The following is a 12600-nucleotide window of genomic DNA, read 5'->3' on the forward strand; positions in this document are numbered from 1 at the left end:
GTGACGGACGTCTGGGTGGTCGGCGCGGGTGGCCTGCTCGGCTCCGCGCTCGTCCGGCGCGCCCGTTCGACCGCACGGCTGTTCTCGTCGGCACGCATCCCGTGGGGCTCGCCGGAGGCGGTCGATGTGCTGCGCGCCGAGGCTGACCGCTTCCACCGGCAGCGGGCCGACGGCCATCCGTGGGTCGTCGTCTGGGCGGCCGGGGCCGCCGTGATCGCCTCGACTCCGGATCAGCTCGAGCAGGAGCAGCAGGTGCTGCTCGAGTTCGCAGAGGCACTTGCCCGGCGTGGCGAGCCCCACGGCTGCCTGCTCTTCGCCTCCTCGGCGAGCGTCTACGGCACGAGCCGCGCGGTCGCCTCCGACGAGCTCAGCCCGGTTGCACCGCTGAGCGGGTACGCGCGTGCCAAGCTCGCCCAGGAGGACGCGTTGCGCGCGATCCTTGCCGGTCGGGTCCCGCTCGCGACCGCACGACTGGCAACCCTGTACGGGCCCGGCCAGGACGTCACGAAGGGGCAGGGCCTGATCTCGTCGATGTGCCACGAGGCCCTCACGCGGCGCACCGTCTCGATCTTCGTGCCGATGGACACCACGCGCGACTACCTCTATACCGACGACGCGGCGACGCGCTGTCTCCATGTCGCGCACACGTGCCTGGCACGTGCGGAGGACGTCACACGCGTCGTGGCGTCCGGAAGGCCCACCACCATCGGGGAGATCGCCCGGACCGTGCAGGCCGTCGCGCATCGGCGGTCACCGTTGTTGCAGGTCGTCGCCACGGGTTCTGCCCATGCCCGCCACGTGGCGCTCAGGACGACCGACCGCTCGCTCGCCGCGCTGCCCACCACCCCGTTGCCGAACGGGGTCGCCGCCGTCTACCGCGACCTGGTGGGTCGATACCAGCGGGCGTCGACCGCGGGCCCGATGTCGCCGCGCACGCTCAGGTCAGACTCTCGGCGCTGACTGCGGCAAGGTTGCCCGCCAGCGTCAGAGCCACGAGCAGTCCGACGAGGGCACCGCTGAGGAGCCGCCAGGCCCGCGCTCTCGTGCTCGGCACGCGAGCGTCGAGGGCCCTCCAGACGGCACCACCTGCCAGGGCGAGCCCGACCTGGCCGTACACGACAGGCAGATACCCCTGTCCGAGCTCGACGGACTGCTGCCACCGCAGGGTCATCCCGACGAGCACGGACGAGGACACCCACATCCAGATCCCGAGCACCACCACCGTCCACGCACCGCCACGAGGGACGGCACCGCCCGGGGCGCGTCGCCCTCTCCCGGCTACGAGGTACACGCAGACAGCGGCGGGCACGCCCGCGAGCAGGGTCGTCACGGCCAGCGCACCGACCGTGATCGGCGGCACACCGTCGGCGTGCAGCCACCACTGGGAGAGCGGGAGCGCTGCCACCATCTGCCGAGCGGTGGTCCTGAGGACGTCGCCGGGCACGAGCGCCACCTGGTAGGCAGGTGCGACACCCACCATCCTGGAGCGGAGGAACAGCACCCAGGCCGCCTGGAGCACCGCCGGGACGACGAACGCGAGGGCACGCCTCCACCGGCGCGTGAGCACGATCACGAGCAGCACGATCGGCGGTACGAAGAGGATGACCGTCTCGTAGGTCAGCAGCGCACCGGAGTAGAGCAGGGCCGCGCCGAGCGCCGCCCACCATCGGCCCGACCGCAGCACCAGGACCACGGCCGCGAGCGTCGCCGCGGTCGTCAAGGTGAGCAGACCGCTGAACGCCGTGTACGCGTCCGCCCAGACGCGAATCTGCACGAGCCCGAGCAGGAGGACGGCCGTCACGACTCCCCCGGACCAGGCACGGGACGCGCGGCCGACGAGCAGAGCGGCGGTGAGCAGCGCGAGCGCGAGGGTCGCCACCAGGACCAGCTTGTAGGCGGCGTGCGTGTCGGCCACGTAGAAGACGGACAGCGTCCAGCTCACGGAGCCGGGGAAGAACCGCCCTTGATGCTCCATCCAGTCGGTCGTGTTGAACACGATCGCGTGCCACAGCGTCCAGTGGACGCTGGCGAGGTTCTCGTGGACCTGGGAGTTCACGACATCGTCGCCGCGATAGGGGGTGCTGGCGATGACCGCTCCGAAGGCCGCCACGAGCCAACCCACGAGGCCCACGACGACCGCCGCCGACACGGGTGCCGGATCGGCGAGGTGGCCGTGCCGTGCGGGCCGGGCCTCCGGGTCGGCTTGCACGTCCGTCAGCGTGCTCACGTCGCAGGCTCCGTCGGCAGCTTTCGGGCAAGCCACGGGGCGTCCGCCGCACGCAACGACTCCGTGTCAGTTCCCGCCACGGCCGCGGCAAGCAGCCCTGCGACCGTGATGCCGTTCTCCAACGAGCCGTCGAGGCACCAGCGCACAGCCTCCTGGAGCGGCACCCAGCGCCGCTCCATCTCGGCTTCCTCGTCGAAACGGGCGAACTCCTCGCCTTCGCCGACGGGCACCAGCCCTGTGGCGAGCAGCACCCGGATGGTCTCGTCGGCCATCCCCGGCGAGGTGAGCAGGTCGACGAGCGTGTGCCACACGGACGCACGCACCCCGCCCTCCTCGTAGAGCTCCCTGCGCGCGGCGTCCGTGGGTGTCTCGGTCGTCGAGTCGAGCAGACCAGCCGGGATCTCCCACAGGCGCCGTCCGACCGGGTGCCGGTACTGGCGCACCAGGAGGACCCGGCCGTCGTCGTCGAGCGCGACCACGCCGACCGCGCCGGGGAGCTGGACGACGTCCCGCTGCGAGACGGAGCCGCCCGGCATCTCGACCAGGTCGGACCTGACGGAGGCCACACGACCCTGGAAGACGTCCCTGCTCTCCACGACCGCGTACCCGTGGCCGGCCGGCACCTCGGGAGTCGGTTGCGCGTCGGGGCTCATCCCGGCACGCGCCCGTCCAGCCACCGCGCGGTCTCCCGCACGAGCTCCGGGAGTGCCCGGAGTCCCAGTCCGGCCTCCCGTGCCAGCTCTGCCATCATCGTGCCGTCCCCCACGTAGCTGTTCTCCTCCGCGGCCGGGTCCCATGTGCGCTCGGCCTCGTCGGTGCGGCCGTGCACGGAGGCGACGACCCTCGCCAGTTCCCCGACCTCGATCGGAGCACCCCCGGAGTCGAACACGACCGAACGCCCGCGCACGCTCGCCCAGAGGCACAGCGCGACGACCTCGTCCACGCCGCAGTACGTGCGCACCACCGGACCGGTCGCGCTCACCTGCAACGGCCGGCCACCGGCAGCCATGCCGATGAGGCTGCCGAGGGCGTACTTCTCCGGCTTGGTCATGCGTGGTCCGGCGACGCTGAACACGCGAGGTACGACGTACGTCGCCCCCACGTCCTCGCATGCCCCGGCGAATGCGAGCTCGTCCACGCGCTTGAGGGCGCCGTACGGGTCCGCGTCGACATCGGCCACGAACCGCGGTCCGGCGCCGTAGACCGCCCCGGACGACGAGACCACGACTCCCCTGGGGCGATGTGCCGCCACCGCGTCGAGCACGGTCGCGGAGATGGCGAGGTTGCGGCGCACGTACGCGTCGACACCGACCTCGGCCACCTTGTCCCGGGTGAGGTACGCGAAGTGGAGCAGCAGGGTCGGCGAGGGCACCCGCCCGGGGAGCTCGGCGAGAGGCAGGACCTCCACCTGACGCCCATCGGCGACGGTCACGACCCGGTGGCTGCTGGCGTACGCCTGGACCCGCTCGGGCGCCTCCGTCCCGAGCGCCCCGTAGAGCAGGTCGAGCGCAGTGGCCCCGAACCAGCCCGTCGCGCCGGTCACAGCCACGCGGTCGTCGCCGGCCGCGAGCAGGCTCGCGACCAGCTCCGCCGGTGTCACGCCCGCTGGCTGAGCAGCTGCCAGCGGCTCTCGAGCATCTCGATGCGCTTGGAGTCCTCGCGGTGGATCGTCCCGTAGTACTCGCGCTTGTTCAGGAGCCAGAGGAGCTCGAAGTGAACCGCGTTGAGCAGCCCGGGCTTGACCTCGTCGGTCTCGGCAGCGGCACCGTGGAAGACGACCTTGCGCGTCTCGAAGCGGGTCAGGTGGACCTCGCGGATGCGCTTGATGACCGGCAGCGAGTCGATCGACACCGCACCACCGACGACGAGGTCGAGGCCCTTGGCCTTCGCCAGCTCGGCGACGTTGAGGACGTACTCCGTGATCTTCTCGGAGTTGATGTCGTCCCGGCCCAGACCGAGGCTGCCCGCGAAGTCGACGCGACCGAACACGATGCCGTCGACACCGGGCGTGCCGGCCGCCAGGGTCGCGACCTCCTCGCGGTGCTCGTAGCAGGTGATGGTCTCCATGTTGAACAGGAAGTCCGTGTCCTCGCGCTCCTCGGCGTTGTAGACCTGGTCCTTCGCGGCGATGTACTTCGAGAGGGCGTACGGCGTCTCGACCATCGGCGCGACGATGTAGCGGACGCCGATCTGCTTGGACTCCAGCAGGTCACGGATCGCCTCGCACCCACCGATCTTCACGGTGAGCGGCAGACCCGCGGCATGGGCGATCTCGACGAGGCGCAGGAGCTCGTCCATACGGGTGCCCTCGGCCTCGAACTCCGCCTTCACAGCGGCGTAGCCGAACTCCTCCTTGCCTCGGCGGAGGATCTCCGTCATCTGGCGTTCGGTCTTGTTCATCGTGTGAGCTCCTTCTGCTCGGCGGTGAGGCGGCCGAGGACGCGACGCGCCACGTCCTCGGGGAGGTCCGGCGACATCAGGTGCAGCGGGTTGGACTCCATGCTGCCAGTCGCCGTGACTCGCGAGGTGATCTTCGGGAAGTACGTCTGCTCGGGGTCGATCGGGACGACGAAGCACGCCGGCCCCGGGGCGTCGAAAAGCTCACGGGCCTCGGGCGCATCCAGGCCGCGCTGGTCGAGGTCGGCGACCGGGATCCCGTAGGCACGGAAGAGCAGTTGCCAGTCGGGGAAGCCGAGCCCCGTGCGGATGTCGCAGCCGAGGTACGCCCCACCGAAGTACCCGCGCTGGGTCATCCGGATGGACGCGTAGCCCTCGTTGCTGAAGAGGAACAGCTTGATCGGCAGGTCGTTGACCGCGACCGTGGCGAGCTCCTGCGAGTTCTGCATGAACCCGCCGTCCCCTTCGAAGAGCACGGTCCGTCGGCCGGGAGCCGCCAGCGCGGCTCCGATCGCACCCGACAGGCCGTACCCCATGCTGGCCAGGCCGTGGTCGCTGATGACCGTCTGACCCAGCTTCTGGTCGAACGCCTGCAGCGTCACGGTGAATGCGCCCCCGCTGCTGCACGGGATCACGACATCCGAGGGCGTGCACACGCGCGAGACGTCGCTCACGAACTGGTACGGGTCCAGGTAACCCTCGGCCGTGGTGTTCACGTCCTCGATGACGGGCAGGAGCGCGCGAACCGCTTGGCACTCCTCGAGCCAGTCGCCCCAGGTCGGCAGGTCCGCGTCGAGCACCTCGACGAGCGCGGCGTCGGCGTCGGCGTGCCACGGGATGTCGACCCGCGGGTGCCCCTTCGTGAGCTCGGTCTCGTCGATGTCGACCTGCACGACGGTCGCCAGCGGGGCGAACTGCTGCCAGTTGAACCCTGTCTGCTGGAGCCCGAGCCTGGTGCCGAGGGCGAGGACGAGGTCAGACTGCTGGATGAGCACGTTGGCGGCGCGCTGACCCCACGTGTTCGGTCGACCGGCGTACACGACATCGTCGGCCCCGAGCCGGTCCGCACCGTTCCACGTCGTCATGACCGGGAGCGACAGCTCCCGGAGCCGAGGCAGCGCGGCCGCGGCGGCCGCACGGCTCACCCCACCGCCGAGCAGGAGCACGGGACGCTGCGCCGCGCGGAGCGCATCGACCACCTCCACGGCACGGCTCTCGCCCGCGCGAGCCGGGAAAACCCTCTCCGCGACGCCGTCGTCGAGCGAGGCAGCGTCGACGGGGGCGCCTTGCGCGTCGAGGCAGATCTCGAGGAACACAGGACCAGGCCGCCCTGTGCTGCCCCGCTGGACCAGATCGGTGAACGTGCGTCGGCTGATCGGCCGCTCGATGCGCTCCGAGACCACGGCCACAGGCGCGGACATCGCCACACCGTCGATCTCCTGGATGCCGCGCTGCCGCAGCGTGTCGCCGGCGAGATCGGTGGACTTGACCTGCCCGCCGATGACCAGCAGCTCGCGGCTCTCGAGGTACGCGCCCGCCATGGCCGTGAGCAGGTTCGTCAGACCGGGCCCGGCGGTCACGAGCGCGAAGGCCCGCTCGTCGCTGCCCGTCGCACGGGCCTGCTCGTTGAAGTACTCGGTCGCGATCCCTGCCGCCACCTCGTGCACCACGGGGACGCACGTCATGGTCTGGCGGGCCCCGTCCAGCAGGTGCATCGAGTTGCCACCTGCGACGAAGAAGCAGTGCGTGTACCCGAGTTCTCCCAGCCAGCCCATCATCAGGTCGCTGTACTTCACGCGGTCGGTCCCTTCAGGCTCATGATCGTCTGCTCGGTCAGTGCGAGGACCAGGTCCCAGTCCTGGGCGGTGCTGCCCGTCCGGACCTCCTTCACGCCGCCGCCCTCGGCGGGCAGGATCAGGTGGAAGCCGTCGGCACCGTGCTTCTTGTCCGCGCGGAACGCGCGCTCGTACCGCTCAGGATCGAACCGGTCCAGCGCCTCACCGACGCCGTCCGCCGAGGCGAGCAGCGCACGGCAGTGCGCCGCGAGCTGCTCGACCTGCGGGCCGGTGCCGGCGGACGGATGCTGCGTCGCGCACAGCACCCCCACCGCGACGCCGAGGCCGTGGCTGATCTCGTGGTCGACGGCCACCTCGAGGGCGTGTCCGAAGGTGTGCCCGAAGTTCAGCAGCCGGCGCTCCTTGCGATCGTGCTCGTCGATCTCCACGAACCACCGCTTGGAGCGGAGCACGAGGTCGATCAGCGCCTCGGGCTCGCTCCCGAAGCGCTCGTACGCGGCCAGGTAACCCTCGAACGCCTCCGGTCCACGGCAGAACGAGATCTTGGCGGCCTCGCTGAAGCCGGCCGCGCGCGCGGTCGGTGAGAGCGTGGTCAGGAACTCGGGGTCGACGACCACCGCGGTCGGCGGGTAGATCCCTCCGACGAGGTTCTTCACGTCCCCCACGTTGATCGAGCTCTTGCCGCCGATGCAGGAGTCGGCCATCGCCATGAGGGTCGTCGGCACGTAGCTCCACGGCAGGCCACGCATGTAGACGTCGGTCACGAAGGTCGCCAGGTCCTGGATCACGCCGCCGCCGACCGCGACCACGTGGTCACCGCGGCGCACACCCGCGTCCCGCATCCTCAGGATCAGGTTCTCGCAGCCTGCCAGGGTCTTGGTCTCCTCACCGGCCGGCACCGCGAGGACCGGCACGCCCGTGGCCGGGACCCGGTCGACGAGCGCCTCGTCCACGACCACGAGCGCTGCCGACGCCACGGCGTCGCGGAACTGACCCGCGCCGATACGGACGTCGTAGCTCCCGGTCGAGGAGCGGACGGAGAACTCAGAGGATGCGGCCAACGGTGAACCCCAGATCGACGGCGATGGACTGTCCGGTCACACCGGTGTTACGGGCGGAGGCGAGATACGCGACCACGCTGGCGACGTCCTCCGGCTGGATCATCCTTCCAGACCCCGTCGCACTCTCGAACCGGGCGATCTGCTCGTCGGAGAGCATGCTGCGGGTCATCGGCGTGTCCACGACCCCCGGCAGCACGCCGTTGACCAGCACACCGAGCGGAGCGAGGTCGAGGGCGGCGGCGCGGACAAGCCCGCCGACAGCCGCCTTGGTGACCGTGTACGAGAACTTGCCCGGACGGGCCACCAGCTCCCAGATCGAGCTGACGACCACCACGCGGGCGTGCGGGGCGAGACGCTCGGCTGCGAGCAGGTCACGCAGCTGAGCGGCGATGAGCTCGACGTTCGTCTCGAGCATCGAGCGCAGCTCGTCGTCCTCGTGCGAGCCGACGGAGTCGTTGGCGTTGACGCCGTGGGCCCAGACGACGGCGTCCAGCAGCGGCAGGTCGGTGAGTGCACCCGGGGCGCCCAGGTCGACGACGTCCTCGGCACCGGGACGGCTCGCACGCGACGTGCGCAGGACCCGGGCCCCGTCGTCGGCCAGGGCGGCCGAGACCGCCGAGCCGAGCGCGCCGAAGCCTCCGACGACGAGTGCGGTCCGCCTCGACGAGCTCACGAGTCCCCGCCAGGTGCGGGCGACCCCGGCACGTCGGTCGCGACGGCCGGCCGACGGAACGTGAAGCTGCGGTGCGCCACGAAGCTGCCCAGCGCCGTGCCCACCATCACCATCGCCTGCGAGAGCAGCACCGGCAGGTGCGCGACCTCGACCAGGAGGGGCAGCACGACCAGGTTGATCGCGAAGCTCACGGCGTACACGGAGGAGAACCGGACCAGCTCACGCCACCACCGCCCGCGCACCCGGAACACGAGCCAGCGCTGCAGCACGTACGCCTCGAGGATGCTGACGACCTGGGCGACCGTGAGGATCACCAGGTAGTGCACGACATGGCCCAGCGTCAGCTGCAGGAGCGCGAAGAGGCCGAAGCCGAACGCCGAGTTGACCACCCCGACGGCGACGAACCGCACGAGTTGGCTCTCCAGGAGCCGACCGAGCGGGTTCGACCTGGGCGGCCCGTCGTCCTGCGTCGCCGAGGAGGTTGCACGCTCGGTCATGGCCACGCCGATCAGAGACCGACCCGGTGCCGGACCACGAAGTTCGGGCGCTGCTTGACCTCTTCGTAGATCAGCCCGATGTACTCGGCGACGACCCCGATCATCGAGAACAGGATGCCGAAGAGCAGCAGCATGAACCCGAGCAGCGAGCCGTACCCGGCGAACGGAACGCCCGCGACGACGAAGCGGATCGCGAACACGAGCAGGAGCAGCGCCGAGACGGCCGACACCGCCAGGCCTGTGACCGTGATGAGGCGCAGCGGCACGTAGGAGTGGGCGAAGATGCCCTTGAACGCCAGGTCGAGCACCTTCAGCGAGTGCGCCTTGGATTCTCCCCCGAAGCGAGGCGGACGCTCGTGGGTGATGCCCACGGACCGGTAGCCGGCCCAGGCGAACAGGCCCCGGACGAACCGGTTGCGCTCCTGCATCGTGTTGATGGTCTCGTAGACGCCCCGGTCGACCAGGCGGAAGTCGCTGGCGTTGCGCGGGATGGCGCCGTCGGTGAGCTTGCCGGCGAGCCAGTAGAAGGCCTTGCTGTTGAACGTCCGCAGCGGGCCGGTGCCCTGCCGTTCGGTGACGACCATGTAGATGTTCTCGTAGCCCTCCTCCCACTTGCGGAGGAACTGCGGGATCAGCTCGGGCGGGTCCTGCAGGTCGGCCGTCATCACGACGGCGGCATCGCCGGTCGCGTGCGCGAGGCCGGCAGTCAGGCCGCCGTCCATGCGGAAGTTGCGGGCCAGCTGGATGATCTTGAAGCGGGGGTCCGCCTCGTGGATCACCAGGAGCTTGTCGTAGGTGTCGTCCGACGAGCCGTTCTCGACGATGAGCACCTCGAAGTCGTAACCCGGCTCCGACTCCATGACGCCCTGCAGGCGTCGTGCGAGCTCGTCGACGCAGTCGGACTCGTTGTAGGCGGGGATCACCACCGAGATGAGCTTGCGGGGCGTCGCCTCACCGGCCGCGTCCTGCGAGACCTCCGTCGTGGGCACGGACTCGATCGTCGTGTTCGTCACTTCCAGACCTTCCACGGCGCAGTCCCGCCGTCCCACATCTCGTTGAGGAGCACCGACTCGCGGTACGTGTCCATCGGCTGCCAGAACCCGGCATGACGGTAGGCCGCGAGCTGCCGCTCCGCGGCCAGCGCCGCCAGGGGCTCGTGCTCGAGCATCACCGCGTCGCTGTCGCGCAGGTACTCGAAGACCGCCGGCTCGAAGACGAAGAAGCCCGCCGAGACCCAGTCCTCCATCTGCGGCTTCTCGCGGAAGCGGGTCACCAGCGACTGCTCGTCCACGTCCACCAGGCCGAAGCGCGACAACGGGCGCACGGTCGTGATCGTGGACTTCAGCCCGTGCGAGGCGTGGAACGCCTGGAGCGCGGTGATGTCGATGTCGGCCAGGCCGTCGCCGTAGGTGACCATGAACCGCTCGCCGCGCACGAACGGCTCGATGCGCTCGACGCGACCCGCCGTCAGCGTGCCCTGACCGGTGTCGGCCACGGTCACCGTCCAGTCGCTCTCCAGGTGGTCTCCGTGGAACACCAGTTCGCTGTTCTGGCCGAGCGTGATCGTGAAGTCCTTGTTGTGGGCGGCGTAGTTGAGGAAGTACTCCTTGATCTGCTCGCCCTTGTACCCGGCGCAGATCACGAAGTCGGTGACCCCGTGCGCGGCGAACGTCTTCATCAGGTGCCAGAGGACCGGCTTCCCGCCGATCTCGACCATGGGCTTGGGACGGAACTCCGTCTCCTCACGCATGCGCGTACCCAGACCACCCGCAAGCAGCACGGCTTTCATGTGTGTGAACTCGCCTTCCGATGCATCCGTCGGCGGGTCGCCACCAAGTTGCCCCCGCTGCGGGAGTTGAGTGTAGCCGCGCGAATCCTCCGCGGAGGCGTTCCCCGCGACGAACCTGCCCTGCTCAGCCGAAGCTGAGGCTGCGCGCCAGGTACTCGTCCGAGCGGATGATCACGGCCCTGAGCGCGTCGTCCCCGTTCGCCATCCAGTACGGCGCCCAGGTCGCCAGGCCCGTCGGGTCGGCGCTGCGGTCCAGGAAGATGCGGTACGTCTCGTGGATGCGCAGCTCGGCGCTCTCGCGCGACCGCCAGACGCCGTACGGAGCGATCGCGAGGCCGGAACGCCCGACCGCGCCGATCCACCACTCCACCTCGGACGGCGTGGCCTCGCGCCCCAGGATGTCGCGGTACAGCCGCTGGACGTACGCGCGGTCGTTCCCGCCTGCCTGTGCGTAGTACTCGGGACTGGCGATGAGCTGCCCGCGCAGGTCCTCCACCCGGAACACGCCGTTCATGATGGCCTGGACCTGCACCTCGAACCCGGCACCGTCAGGAGCCCGGCCGAGGATCTGGGCGTAGGCCTCCGTCACCTTGCGCTCGACGTACTCGCGGCTGCGGGCGATGCCGTCACCCAACGTCGAGGCCGGCTGCCCGGCCATGATCAGTGCCGACCAGGTCGCCAGACCCGTCGGGTCCGGGCCGCGGTTGAGCATGTCGTGGTAGAGCGAACGGACCAGCGGCTCCGAGAACGCGATCGCGCGCGCCCGGTCGCGGATCCACTGCAGCTGTGCGTACCCGGCGTTGCCCGGGCATGCCGTGAACGCGGTGTCGCGGTGCGCGAAGACCACGGGCAGCCCGACGGTCGTCCCGGCGGCGAACCGGGAGTTCTCTCCACCGCCGGTCGTGTAGGACATGGTCCCCGCGGGGTTGCGGCCGTAGACGCCAAGTCGGTACCCGATGATCCGGGCCACCGACTCGCGCATCGCGTCGGACGGCGTCACGGTGGAGAAGTCCCCCAGCATGGACACGCCCACGGTCGCGGTGTTGAACCCGCCGGCGTGCACGCCGATCACCGGCTGCGTGAGGCTGTTGGCGCGCCCCTCGTAGATGTTGCCCCACTTGTCGACGATGAAGTTGTAGCCGATGTCGCACCAGTGTTGCGTGTTGATGTGGTACGCCTGGTCGTTGCGGATCTGCTGCATCGCCTGCGCCACGGTGCTGTAGTCGTTCGAGCCCGCCGTGTGGTGGACGACCGCGCCGACGAGCGTCGAGGCGACGTCGGGGGCACAGGCCTGCGGCGCTGCGCTCCACTCGGCGCGCGAGATCACCCTGGGCGCGGCCAGCGCCGACGAGACCTGCTTGAGCGAGGCGGTGGACACGACGGCATCGCCGCTCACGGTGGCGCCCGCCACGAGCCCGGAGATCGACGTCAGGCCGGAGGAGACGAGCGCCAGCCGGACGTCGGCGGCCGGGTCCGTGCCGGTCTCGGCGAACGCGAGCTGGACAGCATCGGACTCACCGACCCAGAGCGCGTCGGTCCCGCTCCTGGCCCCGTGGGCGGCATCGGCGCTCCCCGCGTCGGGCTGCTCCTCCGACACCTCGAGGTCGACCCAGTCGGTCCAGTCGCCGTCCGCGTCACGCGTGCGCACCTGGGGTGCGAGCTCGCCCAGGTCGACGTCCGCCGGCCAGCTGACACCGACGGTCTGGAACCCGTCGGTCTCCACGACCGCGCTCACGACCCTGTCCTGCGTGGCGGTGTCGACCACGAGCGTCTGGTCGTCGGTGACGACCCCCGCGGCCTCCGGCTCCGCCTCCAGCTGTGCCGTCGGCAGGTCGGTGGGCGCCGGCGACTCGGGCGCTAGCTCGACCGGGATCTCCTGGACGGCGGTGTCCGGGTCGGTGGCGGGCTGCTCCGTCGAGGCAGCGGTACCGATCGCGAGGGTGCCGTCCGAACGGACGATCCCGTCGACGGCGGGAGCCTCGGCGGCGCTGCGCGCCGGCACCGAGGGGGCGCAGCCTGCGACGAGCGCGAGGACGAGCAACCCTCCCGCGTAGACGTGACGGACGACCATGATGACTCCCTGCGGCTCGAGACGCGACGGGGCCTGCGGGCCCCACGTCAGGTGCCAGTGAACGTGCGAGTCGCCACCCGGTCAAGGCG

12 protein-coding genes are annotated in these 12600 nt (G+C 70.5%); 1 reads left to right on the top strand and 11 read right to left on the bottom strand.

Translation table 11 applies throughout. The features are described 5' to 3' along the window. Positions 1-960 (top strand): NAD-dependent epimerase/dehydratase family protein, encoded by a 960-nt coding sequence (locus BKA22_RS01615; RefSeq protein ID WP_179561593.1) that lies wholly within the window; start codon positions 1-3, stop codon positions 958-960. Here BKA22_RS01615 and BKA22_RS01620 read toward each other — a convergent pair. From BKA22_RS01620 to BKA22_RS01670, 11 genes are all read right to left on the bottom strand, one after another. Next, positions 938-2227, bottom strand: coding sequence for a hypothetical protein (locus BKA22_RS01620; RefSeq protein ID WP_146951150.1), 1290 nt, complete (start codon positions 2225-2227; stop codon positions 938-940). The genes BKA22_RS01615 and BKA22_RS01620 overlap by 23 nt on opposite strands. Continuing rightward, positions 2224-2880, bottom strand: coding sequence for an NUDIX domain-containing protein (locus BKA22_RS01625; protein WP_146951151.1), 657 nt, complete (start codon positions 2878-2880; stop codon positions 2224-2226). Before BKA22_RS01625 ends, BKA22_RS01620 begins: the two co-directional genes overlap by 4 nt. Next, positions 2877-3827 carry an NAD-dependent epimerase/dehydratase family protein gene (locus BKA22_RS01630; RefSeq protein WP_179561594.1) on the bottom strand — a complete coding sequence of 317 codons (951 nt, stop codon included), beginning with the start codon at positions 3825-3827 and terminating at the stop codon, positions 2877-2879. The genes BKA22_RS01625 and BKA22_RS01630 overlap by 4 nt, the downstream gene beginning before the upstream one ends. Continuing rightward, positions 3824-4627, bottom strand: coding sequence for an aldolase/citrate lyase family protein (locus BKA22_RS01635; RefSeq protein WP_146951153.1), 804 nt, complete (start codon positions 4625-4627; stop codon positions 3824-3826). Before BKA22_RS01635 ends, BKA22_RS01630 begins: the two co-directional genes overlap by 4 nt. Continuing rightward, positions 4624-6420 carry a thiamine pyrophosphate-binding protein gene (locus BKA22_RS01640; protein ID WP_218866472.1) on the bottom strand — a complete coding sequence of 599 codons (1797 nt, stop codon included), beginning with the start codon at positions 6418-6420 and terminating at the stop codon, positions 4624-4626. Before BKA22_RS01640 ends, BKA22_RS01635 begins: the two co-directional genes overlap by 4 nt. Then, positions 6417-7481 carry a 3-dehydroquinate synthase gene (locus BKA22_RS01645; protein WP_179561595.1) on the bottom strand — a complete coding sequence of 355 codons (1065 nt, stop codon included), beginning with the start codon at positions 7479-7481 and terminating at the stop codon, positions 6417-6419. Before BKA22_RS01645 ends, BKA22_RS01640 begins: the two co-directional genes overlap by 4 nt. Then, positions 7465-8154, bottom strand: coding sequence for an SDR family NAD(P)-dependent oxidoreductase (locus tag BKA22_RS01650; RefSeq protein WP_146951155.1), 690 nt, complete (start codon positions 8152-8154; stop codon positions 7465-7467). Before BKA22_RS01650 ends, BKA22_RS01645 begins: the two co-directional genes overlap by 17 nt. Next, positions 8151-8651, bottom strand: coding sequence for a GtrA family protein (locus tag BKA22_RS01655; RefSeq protein ID WP_146951156.1), 501 nt, complete (start codon positions 8649-8651; stop codon positions 8151-8153). The genes BKA22_RS01650 and BKA22_RS01655 overlap by 4 nt, the downstream gene beginning before the upstream one ends. A gap of 11 nt (positions 8652-8662) precedes the next feature. Further along, on the bottom strand, positions 8663-9664 hold the full coding sequence (locus BKA22_RS01660) for a glycosyltransferase family 2 protein (RefSeq protein WP_218866474.1): 1002 nt from the start codon (positions 9662-9664) through the stop codon (positions 8663-8665). Next, a complete protein-coding gene (gene rfbF, locus BKA22_RS01665; protein WP_146951157.1) occupies positions 9661-10440 on the bottom strand; it encodes a glucose-1-phosphate cytidylyltransferase in 780 nt (259 codons plus the stop codon). The genes BKA22_RS01660 and rfbF overlap by 4 nt, the downstream gene beginning before the upstream one ends. A gap of 124 nt (positions 10441-10564) precedes the next feature. After that, positions 10565-12511 carry an N-acetylmuramoyl-L-alanine amidase gene (locus tag BKA22_RS01670; RefSeq protein WP_146951158.1) on the bottom strand — a complete coding sequence of 649 codons (1947 nt, stop codon included), beginning with the start codon at positions 12509-12511 and terminating at the stop codon, positions 10565-10567. Positions 12512-12600 lie beyond the last annotated feature (89 nt).

The organism is Cellulomonas soli, from assembly GCF_013409305.1.
Classification (GTDB): Bacteria; Actinomycetota; Actinomycetes; order Actinomycetales; family Cellulomonadaceae; genus Cellulomonas; species Cellulomonas soli.